This is a genomic window from Algoriphagus limi, assembly GCF_024919275.1.
In the GTDB taxonomy this organism is placed as follows: Bacteria; Bacteroidota; Bacteroidia; order Cytophagales; family Cyclobacteriaceae; genus Algoriphagus; species Algoriphagus limi.
The window spans coordinates 1,291,101-1,307,503 of sequence record NZ_JANWGH010000001.1 but is presented as its reverse complement, the minus strand read 5'-3'; the positions used below and the strand labels follow the sequence as shown (position 1 = coordinate 1,307,503).

Annotated in this window: 16 protein-coding genes; 4 read left to right on the top strand and 12 right to left on the bottom strand. The window is 40.9% G+C overall.

All coding sequences use genetic code 11. From position 1 onward, the window contains the following. Nucleotides 1-116 precede the first annotated feature (116 nt). From NY014_RS05655 to NY014_RS05640, 4 genes are all read right to left on the bottom strand, one after another. Nucleotides 117-626, bottom strand: a complete 510-nt coding sequence (locus NY014_RS05655; RefSeq protein ID WP_259413581.1) for a hypothetical protein — start codon at nucleotides 624-626, stop codon at nucleotides 117-119. Between the two features lie 80 nt (nucleotides 627-706). Further along, a complete protein-coding gene (locus NY014_RS05650) occupies nucleotides 707-1,417 on the bottom strand; it encodes a 2-phosphosulfolactate phosphatase (RefSeq protein ID WP_259413580.1) in 711 nt (236 codons plus the stop codon). Further along, nucleotides 1,414-2,508 carry a glycine cleavage system aminomethyltransferase GcvT gene (gene gcvT / locus NY014_RS05645; protein WP_259413579.1) on the bottom strand — a complete coding sequence of 365 codons (1,095 nt, stop codon included), beginning with the start codon at nucleotides 2,506-2,508 and terminating at the stop codon, nucleotides 1,414-1,416. Before gcvT ends, NY014_RS05650 begins: the two co-directional genes overlap by 4 nt. A 157-nt stretch (nucleotides 2,509-2,665) precedes the next feature. Further along, nucleotides 2,666-2,992, bottom strand: coding sequence for a HesB/IscA family protein (locus NY014_RS05640; RefSeq protein WP_259413578.1), 327 nt, complete (start codon nucleotides 2,990-2,992; stop codon nucleotides 2,666-2,668). A gap of 92 nt (nucleotides 2,993-3,084) precedes the next feature. On the opposite strand from NY014_RS05640, the gene mce reads away from it, so the two are divergent. Both mce and thiL read left to right on the top strand, forming a co-directional pair. Next, on the top strand, nucleotides 3,085-3,489 hold the full coding sequence (mce, locus tag NY014_RS05635) for a methylmalonyl-CoA epimerase (protein WP_259413577.1): 405 nt from the start codon (nucleotides 3,085-3,087) through the stop codon (nucleotides 3,487-3,489). Nucleotides 3,490-3,587: 98 nt separating this feature from the next. After that, complete coding sequence (thiL, locus tag NY014_RS05630; protein WP_259413576.1) at nucleotides 3,588-4,616, top strand: thiamine-phosphate kinase; 1,029 nt, start codon at nucleotides 3,588-3,590, stop codon at nucleotides 4,614-4,616. A gap of 48 nt (nucleotides 4,617-4,664) precedes the next feature. Here the strand turns inward: thiL and NY014_RS05625 are convergent, their stop codons facing one another. Then, nucleotides 4,665-6,257 carry a DUF1593 domain-containing protein gene (locus NY014_RS05625; protein ID WP_259413575.1) on the bottom strand — a complete coding sequence of 531 codons (1,593 nt, stop codon included), beginning with the start codon at nucleotides 6,255-6,257 and terminating at the stop codon, nucleotides 4,665-4,667. Nucleotides 6,258-6,501: 244 nt separating this feature from the next. Here NY014_RS05625 and NY014_RS05620 point away from each other — a divergent pair, with 244 nt between their 5' ends. Then, the gene (locus NY014_RS05620; protein ID WP_259413574.1) at nucleotides 6,502-7,476 is read left to right on the top strand and encodes an ion channel; all 975 of its coding nucleotides are present in this window, start codon (nucleotides 6,502-6,504) and stop codon (nucleotides 7,474-7,476) included. Nucleotides 7,477-7,599: 123 nt separating this feature from the next. On the opposite strand, the gene NY014_RS05615 is transcribed toward NY014_RS05620, so the two are convergent. From NY014_RS05615 to NY014_RS05585, 7 genes are all read right to left on the bottom strand, one after another. After that, nucleotides 7,600-9,861, bottom strand: coding sequence for a xanthine dehydrogenase family protein molybdopterin-binding subunit (locus tag NY014_RS05615; RefSeq protein WP_259413573.1), 2,262 nt, complete (start codon nucleotides 9,859-9,861; stop codon nucleotides 7,600-7,602). Between the two features lie 12 nt (nucleotides 9,862-9,873). Continuing rightward, nucleotides 9,874-10,332 carry a (2Fe-2S)-binding protein gene (locus NY014_RS05610; protein ID WP_135073280.1) on the bottom strand — a complete coding sequence of 153 codons (459 nt, stop codon included), beginning with the start codon at nucleotides 10,330-10,332 and terminating at the stop codon, nucleotides 9,874-9,876. A gap of 107 nt (nucleotides 10,333-10,439) precedes the next feature. Next, nucleotides 10,440-12,677 (bottom strand): xanthine dehydrogenase family protein molybdopterin-binding subunit, encoded by a 2,238-nt coding sequence (locus NY014_RS05605; protein ID WP_259413571.1) that lies wholly within the window; start codon nucleotides 12,675-12,677, stop codon nucleotides 10,440-10,442. 90 nt (nucleotides 12,678-12,767) lie between these two features. Next, nucleotides 12,768-13,661, bottom strand: a complete 894-nt coding sequence (locus NY014_RS05600; protein WP_259413570.1) for an alpha/beta hydrolase — start codon at nucleotides 13,659-13,661, stop codon at nucleotides 12,768-12,770. 36 nt (nucleotides 13,662-13,697) lie between these two features. Further along, on the bottom strand, nucleotides 13,698-14,324 hold the full coding sequence (locus NY014_RS05595) for a flavodoxin family protein (protein WP_354003165.1): 627 nt from the start codon (nucleotides 14,322-14,324) through the stop codon (nucleotides 13,698-13,700). Nucleotides 14,325-14,336: 12 nt separating this feature from the next. Then, a complete protein-coding gene (locus NY014_RS05590) occupies nucleotides 14,337-14,783 on the bottom strand; it encodes a nuclear transport factor 2 family protein (protein WP_259413569.1) in 447 nt (148 codons plus the stop codon). A 106-nt stretch (nucleotides 14,784-14,889) separates the two neighbouring features. Further along, a complete protein-coding gene (locus NY014_RS05585) occupies nucleotides 14,890-15,339 on the bottom strand; it encodes a nuclear transport factor 2 family protein (RefSeq protein WP_259413568.1) in 450 nt (149 codons plus the stop codon). 143 nt (nucleotides 15,340-15,482) lie between these two features. Between NY014_RS05585 and NY014_RS05580 the strand changes: the two genes are divergently transcribed. Then, nucleotides 15,483-16,391: a helix-turn-helix domain-containing protein gene (locus tag NY014_RS05580; protein WP_259413567.1), complete on the top strand. Its 909-nt coding sequence runs from the start codon at nucleotides 15,483-15,485 to the stop codon at nucleotides 16,389-16,391. Nucleotides 16,392-16,403 lie beyond the last annotated feature (12 nt).

The following is a 16,403-nucleotide window of genomic DNA, read 5'->3' as shown; positions in this document are numbered from 1 at the left end:
GAAAATACCAGCAATTTTGGAAAGTTCTGAAAGAAAGGGGGGATTGGGAAAATCTTTGTTTGGAAAATGGACACTTATTCCAAAGATAAAGTCTCCATTATTTCTCAAAAACAAATTCATTGAATTGACGAAATAATTAAGTCCGCGTTAGAATCAACCGCAATTTGATTCGCTTTTTTGACGGCTTTATTCAATTTGGAATAATGAAAAGAAAAGACACGTTGATGGGATTTAGAAAACAAACTGACTTTAAAAGAATTTACTGTTCCGGAAAGCGTGGGGCTAATTCCATTGGGTACATTTTGACTTTTATAGCTGTAGGGAAGTACTTCAATTTTGGATATTTGAGGTAATTGGTTCCAATCTCCAAATCGAAAGCCCAAAATGGAAAAGTAGTTTTTATACCTATTTTTCGAAAAATCGAGCAGGGTCCCACTGTAGGATGAAAGAATGATGAGTCCAATGATAAGAGTTGCTACTCCAATTGTAATGACTTTTTCCAAGGAACTTCCACTTTCTAAAAAAGACGGGCTGATCAAAACAAAAATTCCTACCAATACTAAAATTAAACCTAATAAATGAGGGCCTGAAAAAAGGTTTCTGTTTTGGTAGTTGAAGGTTTTCATTTTTCTAGAATGGTAAAGAGGATGCTTCTTTAATTTCTGAAAGTAACCTTTCCTAGCGCAATAAGAAAGTTTTCAGTATCTCAAAAAGAAATTGGCCTTACCCTATCGTTAACCACCTTCCCCACCAGGTAATACAAATCCAAAGTCAGGCAAAAATCAATGTCCTTTTCGATTCCTTGGTTTTGAAGGCGCTTGGCGTGGGATGCTTTACTGAGGTATTGTTTGAGTTGATGTCCCTCTTTTTCGAAAAGGGTTTTCATGGCTAAGGCTCCATCATCATCACTTGAATGGGTGCCTTCAAGAGCCTTGGCCAAAGCCCCTGCATAAAGGGAGTCCTCTAAGTTGAAACGGCCCTTCCAGCCTGCGCAGTGAATCAGGACATCCTTTTGTTGTGCTTGGATATAGCGAATGCTTGAAGAAAAATTAGGGAAAGCTCCGATTAGAATTTCATCAGCTGACTGGGATTTGGAAATGGCTAAGGTTCCATTGGTGGTGGTCATTGCCAATTTTTTCCCTCCATAATATTCCTCTAAAAAAGCTACAGGAGAATTTCCCAAATCAAACCCTTCAACAGTTTTCCCATTTCTCTCTCCTGCAATTAGATAGCCTTTTTCCCTCATGGAACGACAGCTTTCCAAATCGGCGAAGGTTTGAATTTCTTCAATGCCATTTGCCAAAGCAGCGATCATTGTAGAAGTAGCCCTAAAAATATCAACCACCACCACGATTTTTCCTTCCAAATCGTGCAAGTGAATCAGTTCAGGGCTAAAGCAAACTTCTAATTGATTCATCCTTTATAAAGAGGAAGTTTTTCTACCTGAGCTTTCAGATTTTTATTTCTGACTTGAATAAAAATTTCTATTCCTGGTTTACTGAATTCAGTTTTGACATAACCCAAACCGATTCCAACTTCCATGGATGGAGACATGGTTCCGCTTGTTACTTCACCTATCAAGTTGCCCTCAGCATCGACAATTGGATAATGCCCTCTTGGGATACCTCTTTCCTGCATCACGAATCCGACCAATTTCCGGGTTACACCAGCTTCTTTTTGAGCTTTTAATGCCTCAGAGTTAATGAAATCCTTGGTAAACTTGGTAATCCATCCCAATCCGGCTTCGATTGGTGAAGTGGTGTCGTCAATGTCATTTCCATATAGACAATAGCCCATTTCCAATCGCAAGGTGTCTCTTGCTCCCAATCCGATTGGCTTGATGTCAAAGTCCTTTCCAGCTTCAAAAATGGCATTCCAAACCTTTTCGGCATCTTCATTTTTTACATAAATCTCAAAACCTCCAGCACCTGTATAGCCTGTTCCTGAAATAATGACATCTTGAACGCCCGCAAATTCACCTACAGTAAAATGATAGAATTTTACTTCGGAAAGATTTACCGGGGTCAGGGATTGAACAGCCTCGATGGCTTTTGGGCCTTGAACGGCAAAAAGGGAGATTTCATCTGAAATATTCTTGAGCTTGGCACCCATGGTATTGTGCTGATTGACCCAGTTCCAATCTTTTTCAATATTGGAAGCATTGACTACCAGCATGTATTTTTCATCTGCAAACTTGTATACAATCAAGTCATCAATGATGCCTCCAGTCTGATTTGGAAAGCAGGAATACTGTGCCTGTCCATCCACCAATTTGGAAGCGTCGTTGGAAGTCACCTTTTGGATCAATTCCAAAGCATTTGGTCCTTCAACCATAAATTCTCCCATGTGGGAAACATCAAAGACCCCAACTCCCTGACGGACACATTGATGCTCCTCTTTATCGGAACTATAGCGAACAGGCATATTAAAACCTGCGAAAGGAACCATTTTGCCTCCTAGGGCCTCGTGTAAATCGTTGAGTTGGATTTTTTTGACTGCTTCTTCCATGATTGACTTGATTTGTCGCCAAAGGTAAGGATTGAGGCGGATTTTGAGGAAAGGAATTTGTACAAAAAATAGACACGAGGCCGGAAAAGGACTTAGCATTAAGTTTTTCCATAAAAAAAGCAACCCGAAGGTTGCTTTCAAATTGCGTTAAATTTTATCAGACTGAAAAACTTTCTCCACAACCGCAGGTGCGACTTGCATTCGGGTTGATGAATTGAAAACCTTTTCCATTAAGTCCATCACTAAATTCTAGCGTGGTTCCAGCCAAATAGAGCAAACTTTTTCGATCCACGATGATTTTGATTCCTTTGTCTTCAAAAACATGGTCTGTTTCGGTAGTTTGAGCATCAAAATTCAGGTCGTACATCAATCCTGAGCAACCACCACCTTTTACGGATACGCGGATGTTTTCATTTTCGGTTCGGCCTTCTTCTTTCTTTAATTCCAAAATCCGCTCTTTCGCCTTATCAGATACGATGATCATATATTCTTAACTTTACGTCTTCCAATTTTATTTAGCAGGGTAAACGCACCCTCGTTCTAAATAATTCACTTACAAATATAAGAATTATCAACATGAGAAAAATTGAGCATATCGGGATTGCGGTTGCGGATTTAGAAAAATCCAATGAGTTGTTTGCCAGATTGTTGGGGAAAGAGGCATATAAATCCGAAAGAGTGGAAGGTGAAGGTGTGGAAACCTCTTTCTTTCTAGTTGGAGAAACAAAAGTGGAATTACTTCAAGCTACCCGTCCGGATAGTCCCATTGCCAAATACTTGGAAAAACGAAATGAGGGGATCCACCATATAGCATTCGATGTTGCAGATATTCATTTGGAAGTAAAGCGCTTGAAGGATGCTGGGTTTGAAATTTTAAATGAAACACCCAAAGAAGGAGCCGATAATAAATTAGTGGTATTTTTGCATCCTCGAAGCACAAATGGGGTGTTGGTAGAACTTTGCCAAGAGAAGAATTTGTAAGTAGTAAATCGTAGGTAGAAAAAAGTCCGACTTTAAAGATGCCAAGTCGAAAATATGCAGTCTTGGTACTTTGGACTTAATACTTGGTACAATAAGATATGTCTGAAAAAAGAACAGAAATAAGTGAGTTGGGTGAGTTTGGGCTCATCGATCATTTGAATGAAAAGGTTCAAATCAAGAATTCATCCACGCTAAAAGGAATTGGGGATGATGCGGCAGTAATTGATGCTGGCGACCATGTGAAAGTGGTGACCACCGATTTATTGTTGGAAGGAGTTCACTTTGATTTGGCCTATGCTCCTTTGCCTCATGTGGGATTTAAGGCTGTTGCTGTGAATGTATCTGACATTGCAGCCATGAATGCCATTCCCAAGCAAATAACTGTGAGTATTGCGCTTTCCAATCGTTTTTCTGTGGAGGCAGTAGATGCCATCTATTCAGGAATAAATGCTGCTTGTGAGCATTATGGAGTGGATTTGGTTGGAGGTGATACGACGGCTTCAAGGGGAGGTTTGGTTATTTCCATTACCGCTATCGGAGAAGCTAAAAAAGAACAAGTGACTTACCGAAGTGGAGCCAAAGTCAATGACATTCTTTGTGTTACTGGCGACTTGGGAGGAGCTTTGGTTGGACTTCAGGTTTTGGAGCGGGAAAAACAGGTGTATTTAGCCAATCCTAATATGAAGCCTGATTTGGAAAAATATGCCATTGTGAGTGGTCGTCAATTGAAGCCAGATGCTCGAATGGATATCATCCACGAATTCAGAGACCTTGGAGTTGTTCCAACTTCCATGATGGATATTTCAGATGGTTTGGCTTCTGAAATTTTCCATATCAGCAAAGCTTCCGGTGTAGGGGCAACCATTTATGAAGACAAACTTCCGATCGACAAGCAGACTTATGATACGGCAGTAGAACTTGGAATTGATCCTATTACCTGTGTTTTGAATGGGGGAGAGGATTATGAGTTGTTGTTTTCAATTGACCAGAAGGATTTTCCAAAATTGGAAAAGCATCCCGACATCCATTTTATTGGTCATATCACCAAAGCAGAAGAAGGCAAATTCTTGGTAACTAAAAGTGGAACAGCCGTACAGATTAAAGCCCAAGGTTGGAAACATTTTTAAATTGAAAAATCCCCTGAAGTGAATTTTCAGGGGATTTTTTTATAAGGATTATTGGCCTTTAATGATAATGGTCACCCTCTGATAGTTTGTCAATTTAGGGGAGCCATCATCGGTGCCTGCCACAATCACATGAACTTCTTGACCGGGGATTGCATCTTCCGGAATACTTAGCTCTATGGATTTGCCTGAAGTTTGGGAAAAGGATGCTTTTACTTCATTTCCACTGACTGGGGTTTGATACCAAGAAAGCTCTACTTGGTTGCCATCAGGATCCTTCGATTCAGCATGTAGTTTGATTTTTTGACCGGGAGATACAGCTAAGGTCAAAGGTCCTTGAACCTTGACCATGGGAGGATGATTTGCATCTTCAAATTTTGGACTTACAGACCATTTCATTCTAGCTGCAAAGTCTCGTTGGGCTGCAGGGAAATAATTGGGGAAATCTTCTAATTCGTTTTGCGCTCTATTTTGCGAAGAAAGTAGAGCAGCCATATCTTCAGCCGATCCGGTTGAGCCCATTCCAGGAACTTGACTGGGTTGTTCAGTAAGAATGGTTCTACCTCCCCATCCGCCATAAGTTCCTTTTTCAAATGCCCGAAGCCCATTTCCAAGCATGTTCATTACTGTATGATTGTCTCCTTCACCTAGCCAAGAACCTTTTTCTTGTACGGGTAGCCAAACAAAGTACCCCATCTCCTTAAGCTGTTCATTGGTATACCCTGCAAATCCAAAATAATCAACCTTATCGCCTTCAACCATTTGCTTTCCATCGCCCCAAACCCGATAAAGTTCTCCAAAAGGTCCGCTGTCAGAGATATTTTCTTTCATCCATTGGGAAGTTAAAAAAGGCGCATTTTCAGGAGTAGCTCTGATTTGTGCTCCATAGCCATAGCTTGGTACCTGACGGAATTGCCGAATTTCGATATTTGGCCAATTGGGACGGATGTAAGTGGCAAACGTATCATCCTGATCTCCAGAGGGTAAAAGCACTACTTTTCTGCTGATTTTATCTTGAATTTCTTTCCAGTCCTCAGTAAACTCAAAGTCTCTTTGTATAGAATATAATGCCCGGGCAATCGTGCTGCCACCTCCCCAAGCGGTAATGAATAGTTTTCCGGGTTTTTCATCCAGGATTAATTCCCTTATCAATTCTGAACCAGGTGAATCTTTACTGTAGTCCCCGTCAAATTCAATATTTCCATATCGGATGACTGATTTTAATTGTTCCGGGTTAGGGTAATCAGAATTATGGATTTTTAGATTCGGATACGATTTTTCATAAGCTTCCACGATTTCATGAATAAATCGCTCATCATCAGCCCACCTCCAAGACTCACAGGGGCACTCATTCATTCCAAATCGATCATACTCTCTTCCCGGTACAAACCACTTGGTACCTTTTCCATCTCCCTTCCAATGAAACTGACTGCTTGCATAGATTAAGCCCTCTATTTGAAGATCTGAACTGTAGAGAATCATTCGAATCAGAGAATTATTATCATCCAATTCGGGGTCTGCTGTGATGATAATTCGGGGTTTTAAAGGGGATTGTTGGCCGAAAGCTATTATCGGAGAAAATGCTACAAGGAAAGTAATAATCAGGAAAGTAGCTTGAATTCTACTTAAAGTGATTGGTTTCATAGGCTATTAGGGTTTTGAGATCAGAATTTATTGATTAGTCTGAATAATTGCTACTTCTCAAGGGAAATGTGAGTAATTGTTATTCTGATATGGATAAGTTTTTTCGTGCTCTTCCTTTGGCTATCCTCAAAAAATGGATTTCTGCAAGTAGAGATAAATTTCTATTTTGTTTTCTTTAAGCGAAGAGCAGAATCAACAGTCTTATTGGTTTTTGGTGAATTTTCTTTTCAAAAAATGAGCACAAATGAGTAAAAAAGTCGGGGCGAAAATATCCAAATTAGAAGAGGAGAGGAATCGGAAAGATTCAGGATTTGGTACTGCCACCACAAGTAATCGTGCAAGGTTAATCCTCCCTGATGGATCTTTTAATGTTAAAAGAAAGGGGCAGTCATTTTCGGCATGGCTCAATCTTTATCATCGGATGATTACCATGCCGGTTTTTGAATTCGTTTTGGTAATAGCCTTTTCCTATTTTATTGTTAATCTGGTTTTTGCAGGTATATATTACTCGATAGGAATAGAGCATCTCAGCGGTATTGATGAGCAAACCCAATTCGTTTCTCCCTTTTGGGGAGCTTTCTTTTTTAGTAGTCAAACACTAACCACAGTAGGATATGGGCATATCAGCCCTTTGGGAAGCTTGACGAATGCAGTGGCTGCTGTGGAGGCCTTGGTTGGTTTGATGATGTTTGCATTGATTACGGGATTGGTCTATGGTCGCTTTAGTACCCCTAGTCCGAAAATTTTATTCAGTAGAAATATTTTGGTATCACCCTATCTGGATATGAATGGATTGATGTTTAGAATGATCAATGAGCGGAATAGCCATTTGATTAATGTAAAAGTCAATGTCATGATGAGTCGAAACGAAAAAGATGAAACTGGGAAATTGACCAGGAAGTATTATAATCTAGCTTTGGAACGGGATTTTATTCAGTTCTTTTCAACCAGCTGGACGGTAGTTCATCCAATTACTCCAGATAGTCCATTTTTTAAAGAAACACCCGAGAAAATGGCTGCTTCGGACACAGAGATTTTAATAGCTGTAGAAGGAATGAATGATGCTTATTCAGATTCTGTCCATGTCAGGACTTCCTATCTCTACAATGAATTTGTTTGGGGAAGAAAGTTTGTGCCAATATTATCAGAGAAAGGAACTGGCTATATCATTGATTTGGACAAAATCAATGACAGCATGGAAGCATCGTTGAACAGTTGAACGTTTTCTAACTTTTTCAAGTATTCTAAAAAAGCCCGAAGATTTCTCCTCGGGCTATTCAGTTAAAATTGTTTTAAATGTAAACCTTCGAGGTTTTGAAAAACTCAAAGGTTTATTCAAATCTTACATTCTCAAATTTTCCATTTCCAACTGTGGTGCAAATGGCTGCTCATAGTAGCGCTTGCCAGTTGCCTTGTATAGTGAATTTGCCAATGCTGCAAAAACAGGAGGGAAGAGTGGTTCTCCCAAACCAGTTGGATTTTCGGTGGATTCTACAAAATGAACCTCGATTTTCTTTGGAGATTCTTTTTGTCGAATCATTCTGTAAGTATCGAAATTGGTTTTTGTCGGCGCTCCATTATTGAAGGCCAATTCCCCAAAGAAAGCATTTCCAATACCGTCCACAATTGCACCTTCACCCATATTGGCAGCTGCATCAGGATTGACTACTATTCCACAATCTACTGCTGCATAGACTGACTCTACTACAGGCTTATTGTCTTTGATGACTGTGTCTACGACTTCAGCCACATAAGAATTGTGACAGAAATAAGCAGAAACACCACGGTGGATATTTGATTGGGCTTGACTCCAGTTTGATTTTTCCTTGACTAACTGCAATACTCCGGCATAGCGTTTTGGATCATAATCATTATTGCTGCCAACCGGATCAGTTTCAGCTCGCTTAAGTAATTCCAGACGGAAATCAATTGGATCTTTTCCCATTTCCTCAGCCAATTCATCTAAGAAACTTTGCTCAGCTCCAGCGATAAAGTTAGATCGTGGAGCTCGGAAAGCACCTATTGTGATATTGGATGGGATATCCCAACTTTCGGCTAAGTAATTATCTAAAGCACCAGCAGGGAATCGATTAGCATGCAATGGAGATTCAGGTATTCCACCTGCCTTTACATGCAGGGCAAGGAGATTGTTGTTTTCATCCAAAGCTGCTCGATAAGTCGCAGAATAGGTAGGACGATAAACACCAGCTGACATATCGTCTTCCCGTGAATAAACCATCTTCACAGGAGCCTGTATTTTTTGAGAAATCAAAGCCGCTTCCACCATGTGGTGGCTGTAGGCCCTTCTTCCAAATCCACCTCCCATACGGGCTAAATTGATCTGAATATTTTCTCGAGGAATTCCCAAACTACTAGAAATTGTACCCATAATAAATTCAGGAGCCTGGGTAGGACCATAAATCACGGCTCTATCACCTTTAACATCAGCAAAGCAGTTCATAGGTTCCATTGTATTATGGGCCAAGAATGGAGCTGAGTACGTTCGTTCGATGACTTTAGCAGCCTTTTTAAACATGCCTTCAGGATCTCCATCTTTTCGAACTACTGTTCCTGGCTTTTTTAGGAATTCAGCCATTCTTGATTTATGACTGGAAGAATTCTCTAATCCTGCTGGAACAGTTACTTCCATGCTGTTTCCACCGAATCCAGCCATTGCGATTTTTGTTTCAGGAGCTTTTTCCCATTCCGCAACCAAATTCTTTTTGGCTTGCATTACTTCCCAAGTAGAGTTACCTACGATGGCAATAATCTCTGGGAAAGTAGTGGTGTCAAAAAAGTTTTGGACATAATCATCCTTGAATACATTAATGGAGAAGACATCCTGAATGCCTGACATTCCCATTACTGAACTTTTATCAAAGGATTTGAGGCGCATACCAAAAGCAGGAGGATGTACGATGGCAGCGTATTTCATTCCTTCTACCTTATGATCGATTCCGAAAAGTGGCTTTCCTGTTACGATTTTTTGTCCATCTACATTCTTTTTGGACTGACCGATGATTTTGAAATCGTTGATGTCTTTTAATTCTACCTCCTCAGGAACTTCCAAGGTGGCAGCTAGGGAAGCCATTTCACCATAATTAGCTTTTTTACCACTGCCTTTATGCTCCAACATTCCAGCTGAAGTGGTGATTTCATTTGCAGGGACATTCCAACTTTGTGCAGCTGCAGCTACCAGCATGGCTCTTGCTGTAGCACCAGCAGTCCGCAAAGGAGTCCATCCCATTCGGATACCTTGACTTCCTCCTGTGAATTGTCTGTCGAATCGTTCTGGATAAAAATCAGCTTGCTCTACCCATACATTTTTCCAATCAGTATCAAGCTCTTCCGCCAAGATCATCGGCATGGAAGTTTTGACATTGGATCCAAATTCTGGATTTGGAGAGTAAAGAGTCACAGCTCCATTTTCTCCTATTTTGATATAGCTATTTAATTCAAACCACTCCTTGGGCAATCCCAGTTCTTCTTCAACTGTTGGCTTACAACCTGCCAACCAGCTAAAGCTTAGCATCATGCCACCTCCAGCTAATGCTGAAACTTTCAAAAATGATCTTCGGTCGAGTTTTGTGTTTACTTTGGTCATGATTGAAAGGGTTTAAAGTTTCTGTGAAGCAGTTTTTACAGCTGCTTTGATTCTCAAATAGGTGCCGCAGCGGCAAATATTCCCGTTCATTGCATTTTCAATTTCCTCATCGCTTGGATTAGGGTTTTGCTGAAGCAAGGCAGCCGCAGTCATGATTTGACCAGCTTGGCAGTAGCCACATTGAGGAACATCATGCTCCATCCAAGCTTGCTGCACCGGATGGTCTCCGTTTTCAGAAAGTCCTTCAATGGTGGTGATTTGGGCGCCTTCTGCTGCCGAAACAGGAAGCTGACAGGAGCGAACCGCAGTTCCATTTAAGTGAATGGTACAAGCACCGCATTGAGCGATACCGCAACCGAATTTTGTTCCTACAAGATCCAAATGATCTCGCAATACCCAAAGAAGCGGAGTAGAAGGATCTACATCTACCTGTTGGGTTTTTCCATTTACATTGAGGTTGAATTGAGCCATAGTATTTTCAATTAAGTCTTAAATATAATTATTCCAAGAGGGATAAACCTTACGAAATTCAAACTGAAACTATTATAAATCAAGCGGATAAGCTTAGGAAATCATTTTTATCCAATCAATTCATGAATGAAAGGTTGTTTGTAGAATCGTTTTCCTGTCGCTTGATACAGTGCATTAGCTAAGGCTGCGAAAACCGGTGGGTAGGCAGGTTCACCCAATCCAGTTGGATCAATCTGACTTTCTACAAAATGTGTTTCAATCTCTTTTGGAGCTTCTTTCATCCGGATCATTCGATATCGATCAAAATTCATTCGGTCAGGCATGCCTTGATTAAACTTTAGCTCACCAAAAAGTGCTGTTCCGATTCCATCCACTACTGCACCTTCGCACAAGTTTTTGGCAGCATCCGGATTGACTACCAATCCACAATCTATTGCATTGAAAACCTTGTCAATCTGTACTTCTCCATTTTCTACTTTCAAATCCACTACTTGTGCAGCGTAGCTATTATGGCAGAAATAAGCCGAAACTCCTCTTGAAATTCCAGCGGGAGTCTGTCCCCAATTTGACTTGCTTTTTACCAATTCCAAAACTCCTGCATAGCGTTCCGGGTCATAGTCATTTCTATCTCCAACAGGATTTGCTTTGGCTTTCTCTAAAAGCTGCATGCGGAAGTCAATTGGATCTTTTCCTGCAGCTTCAGCTACTTCATCCAAAAAGGATTGCTCGACAGCGGCCATAAAGTTTGATCGGGGAGCCCGGAAAGAACCTGTTGTTAGGTTGGAAGGAACTTCCCATCCTTCAGCCCAATAATTGTCAACTGCTCCTGCAGGGAAACGATCTGGGTAAAGTGGATTTTCTGGTAAGCCTCCTGCAATCAAATGAAAACCAATCAATTGATTATTTTCATCTAAAGCAGCGCGATAAGTAGCATGATAACGGGATCTATAAATTCCTCCCGACATATCATCTTCCCGAGTATATATGAGCTTGATAGGAGCATTCATTTTTTGGGAAATAACTGCCGCTTCTACAAGCCAATGCGCATAGGAGCGCCTTCCATAACCTCCGCCCAAGCGGGTCATTTCGATTTCAATATTTTCTACAGGAATACCCAACCGTTGAGAAAGTGCTTGCTCCGTTAATTCCGGTTTTTGAAGAGGTCCGGCACAATTCACTCGATCTCCCTCCACATGAGCAAAGAAATTCATTGGCTCCATACAGTTGTGGGAGAGGAAAGGAGCTTCGTAAGTTCGCTCTATTACTTGAGCTGCATTTTGAAAAGCCTGTTCGGGATTGCCGTCCTTTCTGAAAGTTCTTGGGCTCTCAGCAGCGGCTTCCATTTTGAGTCGCTGACTTTCCTCGCTTTCAAGTCCAGTTGGAACAATTCTAATTTCGGGTGCTCCAAATCGATCCCTTTTTTCCTCATAGCCTTGTATGGGTTCCCATTCTGCGCTAATTGCCTTTTTGGCTTGGAGAACCTGCCAAGTGCTATCGCCGACGATGGCAATCAAATCAGTAAATGAAACAGTGTCAAAAAATGTCCTCGGGTAATCATCTTGCAAGGATTTAAATTCAAAAATCCCTTTAATCCCGGGAAGGTTTTTGGCAGCCGAGTCGTCGAATGATTTCAATTTCATCCCATGAGCTGGAGGATGAATAATCATGGCAATCAGCATTCCCGGCTTTTTGTAATCAATCCCAAAAAGCGGTTTTCCTGTAATGATATTTTTGGTCTCTACATTTTTATGGGATTTCCCAATGAGTTTGAATTCGGAGATATCCTTGAGTTCTACATTTTCAGGTAGAGGAAGAGTTGCTGCCAAAGACGCCATTTCCCCAAAATGGGCCCTTTTATTATTGGCTTGATGGATCAAATAGCCTGATTCAGTGGTGATTTCAGCTGCAGGGGCATTCCATTCTTGGGAGGCAGCATTGATCAAAAGTTGTCTCGCTGTTGCTCCGGCAGTACGCAAAGGAATCCACCCGATTCGGATAGCCTGACTTCCTCCTATAAATTGTCGGGTAAAATTATCGGTATCCAAGGGAGCCTGTTCGACCACTACATTTTTCCAATCAGCATCTAGCTCCTCTGCTACTATCAGTGGCATGGAGGTTTTGACATTTTGACCCCCTTCCGGATTAGGAGACATAATGGTAATCAATCCATTTTCTCCGATTTTGATATAGCCATTTAGTCTAAACCATTCTTTCGGAAGTCCCAATTCTTCAATTTCCTCAGGTTTGCATCCTGCCAGCCAATTAAAGCTGAGGATCAGTCCTCCGCCTGCTAAAGCAGAGACTTTTAGAAAAGACCTTCGGTTTAGTTTGTTGGGATTGCTCATTTTGGACAGTAAGGGTTAATTGTACTCTTACAAGTTAGAAATCTTGATTTTTTTATACTTATACTTTTCAAACAAATCTTTCTAATAGGCTCATTTTAAGTGTTTTTCGAGGAAAGAAAAGACTGAATTTCGGATTTCCTCTACGTCAAACATGGAACCGAAATGGGGAGCGTCCTTCACCACTATCAATTCCGTCTCCACACCTTTCACTTTGAGCCAAGAATTCAAGAGTTGGGATTGTCGGGGAGATACCAAGTCATCCTTTTCCCCATGAATAATTAGGAATGGAGGATCATTTTCATCTACATAAGCAACTGGGCTTGCTGCTTTGGCTAAATCCGGTCTATCCAATGGAGCCGCTCCAATCAGTAAACCTTCTGGTGATTTGGGGTCGACAGCGCCAGGGAAAAGCGTTAAATCTGCAGGACCATAAAAGTCCACCACCGCTTTGAATTTGAAGTTTCTATTTGTTCCAGGAAGGAAAAAAGCTTCTACATTTTGATTTTTGGACAATCCAAGCATGGAAGCCAAATGTCCACCAGCAGAGAACCCCATGAGGGCTACCTTTTCGGTGTCGAAACCATATTTATCAGCATTTTCGAAAAGGTAAGATACAGCTGCATTACAATCCAGCATCTGAGCTGGGAAGACAGCTTGAGTGCTGAATCGATAATCAATTGAAGCCAGGGCATAACCTTCATTCATAATACGGGCTATGGTTTCTTTCATGTATCCCATATCCGCATACTTGTCATTACTTAGCCAGCCTCCTCCATGCACCCAAATCACCAGCGGTATATTTCCTTTTGCATTCGGAGGGAGGTAAATATCCAACAGATGTTTTTTCAGCGTATCGCCTTGGTAGGGGATATTCCCATGAAGAGTAGTGCCCTCCGGGAAAAATTTTAGGACAGGATTGGTTTGTGCTTTTAGATTGAAAATGAAGAATAAAGCGGCAAATAGGAAAGTTAGTTTTCGTAGCATGTGACAAAGATTTATTTAAAAGTAAGGTTTTGAGCTTTATATACTATCCTGATCCATCATCCCTATTTTTTTGAGCCAGTTTTCCACTTCTTTGTTCACTTCGATTTCCCGCTCTCCCTCCATGACAAAAAATACTCCGTCCCGTTCGATTCCTCCCTTTGTAGAAAAGCCTTCTAAAATCTGACTTTTCGGGCATAAGGCCTTCACTGTATTTAAGCTACTTCCAACTCCATATCCTGCATTTGTATTGAAGGGAATAACTGTTTTTCCACTCAGGTCATTTTCGTGCAGAAAGCTTTTCATAGGAGGGGGGAGTTGCATTCCCCAGGTAGGAAAACCTAAGAAGATGGTGTTGTATTTTAAAATATCGACCTTCGTTTTCAGTGGAGGCAAAAAGCCAGTTTCGTTTTCTCTAGCCACTTGAGCTACTATGGCTTGATAATTTTCTGGATAGGGTTTTTCCAGTTCCAATTCGACCAAGTCGCCTCCAACTTTTTGCTGAATCATTTCTGCAACTGCTTTGGTATTTTTGGTTCGGGAGAGATAAACGATGAGGATTTTTTCAGAATCCATCTGAATATTTTTCACTGACGTTCCTGAATTAGTTTGGCAGGAGCTTGAAAGTGAAAAAAGTAGGAAGAACCCCAAGAAAATATTCCTCATCGCATTCATTGTTTATTGTCCACCTGGAGTCATCAATCGGGTAAAGGAGAGTGAACCCAGCTTCCATCCATCAGCCTTTTTGATGTACACTTCCGTTACTTCAAACGGATTGGTAACCTCATTGCCCCCAACTTCCGCTATTAGCGTGATACGGTTGAGGAGGATGGCCGTATTGTCAATGATTTCTACCGAAACCTCATGGATATCTGCTTTTTTATACCAAATTCCACCGCTTCGAATGATGTCGATTTCTCGCTCTTTTCCCCATGAGCCTCCCATGTGGACGAAGACAGACTTGTCATCAAACAGCTCTGCTAGTTTGTCAGCTTCTTTGTCTGCCATCCACTGCCATTTGGTTTTGGAGAGTTCGATGATCTCTTGTTGTTCGGGACTAGTTTGTCCGAAAGTGACCTGCGTGGCCAAAAGGACTAAAAATAAACTGATTAGTGTCTTTTTCATGATGGATAGTTTTATATGGATTGCCGAATTGAGTGTCCTCACTTATTTAATTTATCTTAAAGTTCCGGTCAGTGGAGACACTGACCGGGGCAATGGGTTTCAATACTTACTTTTGAATCTCGTGAGTATCACGCACACTACTGAAGGTCAAGGCCAACATTTTCCAATCCGAGCCTTCTTTTTGGTAAACTTCCGTAACGGTAAATTCATTTTCCACATCATTTCCTCTCACATGAGCTGTCAGGGTGATTCGATTCCAAACAACTGCTGAATTACCAAACAATTCGATGGCTGTATCATGAACTGCCGTATTTTTGTACCAAATGCTACCTGTTTCGATAATCTCGAGTTCTCGGGCAGTGGTCCAGGTACCACTCATGTGGACAAACTTCGCTTCTGGATGGAAAAGGGGAGTGAGCTTGGCGATGTCTTTTTCGGCCATCCATTTCCATTTGTTCATGGAAAGTTCATAAACTTCTTTTTCAATAGTGGATTGTGCTAATGACCAAGTAGAAGTCAGCACTAAAAGGGTCAGTCCAAAGAGTAATTTTTTCATATGCCTATTGATTTTGTTTTAGTTCAAAATTATATCTCATTAATTATAAAACACTTAACCTAATTACTGAATTACATACCATTATTACAGAAAGGCCATTTTATCCAGGGACTCTTTTTATTTTTGATTCAAATCCTTTTGCCATGGAAGAAATCGTAGATCTCCAAAGCGTAAACGACTACTGCGCTCCTTTGAAATTAACAAGTATGCATCCCTTGGTCACTGTTGTGGATTTATCAAAGGGTGAGTGGCCTAAGAATCCGGGAACAAAGGCGGTTCGTTACCATTTTTATGGAGTTTTTCTTAAGGAAGGGGAGGAATGTGAAATCCGCTATGGTCGTAAGAATTACGATTTCCAAGAAGGAACGTTGGTGTTTATTGGGCCCGGTCAAGTAATCAATATTTCGAAAATCGGAAAGCGACCAAAAATGTCGGGGTATGCACTTCTTTTTCATCCGGACCTGCTTCTAGGAACTCACCTGGGTGAGATAATCGATGATTATAACTTTTTCTCTTATGAGACTTATGAGGCGCTGCATATGTCACCGAAAGAGCGGCAAATCGTAATGGATTGCTTTTTCAAGATTCAGGATGAACTTTCTGAAAGAATTGACAAGCACAGTAAAACAGTCATCCTTTCAGCGATTGAGCTGTTTTTGAATTATTGCCAGCGCTTTTATGATCGACAGTTTATTACCAGGGATTCAGTCAATAGAAACGTGGTAGAGCAATTCGAATCGGCACTCAAATCCTATATCCGGTCTGGAAAAGCACAAGAAAAAGGAATTCCTTCTGTGGCTTATTTTGCAAAAGAGCAGAATCTTTCCCCGAATTATTTTGGTGATTTGGTGAAAAAGGAAACCGGTAAAAGTGCACAGGAATTTATACAGCTCAAGCTAATCGAAATCGCAAAACAACGAATATATGATCCAGAACTTTCCATCTCAGAGATAGCCTATGGATTAGGATTCAAATACCCCCAGCACTTTTCCCGATTGTTCAAGCAACAAGTTGGAATGTCTCCAAAGGAGTTTCGGGAGTCAGTGAATTAAATTTTATTAGCT

Bases quoted from the DNA above. Each gene is read 5' to 3' on its own strand.
- NY014_RS05650 (WP_259413580.1), bottom strand. From the start codon at position 1,417: ATGAATCAATTAGAAGTTTGCTTTAGCCCTGAACTGATTCACTTGCAC.
- gcvT (WP_259413579.1), bottom strand. From the start codon at position 2,508: ATGGAAGAAGCAGTCAAAAAAATCCAACTCAACGATTTACACGAGGCC.
- NY014_RS05580 (WP_259413567.1), top strand. From the start codon at position 15,483: ATGGAAGAAATCGTAGATCTCCAAAGCGTAAACGACTACTGCGCTCCT.
- NY014_RS05625 (WP_259413575.1), bottom strand. From the start codon at position 6,257: ATGAAACCAATCACTTTAAGTAGAATTCAAGCTACTTTCCTGATTATT.
- thiL (WP_259413576.1), top strand. From the start codon at position 3,588: ATGTCTGAAAAAAGAACAGAAATAAGTGAGTTGGGTGAGTTTGGGCTC.
- NY014_RS05590 (WP_259413569.1), bottom strand. From the start codon at position 14,783: ATGAAAAAGACACTAATCAGTTTATTTTTAGTCCTTTTGGCCACGCAG.
- NY014_RS05620 (WP_259413574.1), top strand. From the start codon at position 6,502: ATGAGTAAAAAAGTCGGGGCGAAAATATCCAAATTAGAAGAGGAGAGG.
- NY014_RS05585 (WP_259413568.1), bottom strand. From the start codon at position 15,339: ATGAAAAAATTACTCTTTGGACTGACCCTTTTAGTGCTGACTTCTACT.
- NY014_RS05605 (WP_259413571.1), bottom strand. From the start codon at position 12,677: ATGAGCAATCCCAACAAACTAAACCGAAGGTCTTTTCTAAAAGTCTCT.
- NY014_RS05655 (WP_259413581.1), bottom strand. From the start codon at position 626: ATGAAAACCTTCAACTACCAAAACAGAAACCTTTTTTCAGGCCCTCAT.
- NY014_RS05600 (WP_259413570.1), bottom strand. From the start codon at position 13,661: ATGCTACGAAAACTAACTTTCCTATTTGCCGCTTTATTCTTCATTTTC.
- NY014_RS05615 (WP_259413573.1), bottom strand. From the start codon at position 9,861: ATGACCAAAGTAAACACAAAACTCGACCGAAGATCATTTTTGAAAGTT.
- mce (WP_259413577.1), top strand. From the start codon at position 3,085: ATGAGAAAAATTGAGCATATCGGGATTGCGGTTGCGGATTTAGAAAAA.
- NY014_RS05610 (WP_135073280.1), bottom strand. From the start codon at position 10,332: ATGGCTCAATTCAACCTCAATGTAAATGGAAAAACCCAACAGGTAGAT.
- NY014_RS05640 (WP_259413578.1), bottom strand. From the start codon at position 2,992: ATGATCATCGTATCTGATAAGGCGAAAGAGCGGATTTTGGAATTAAAG.
- NY014_RS05595 (WP_354003165.1), bottom strand. From the start codon at position 14,324: ATGAGGAATATTTTCTTGGGGTTCTTCCTACTTTTTTCACTTTCAAGC.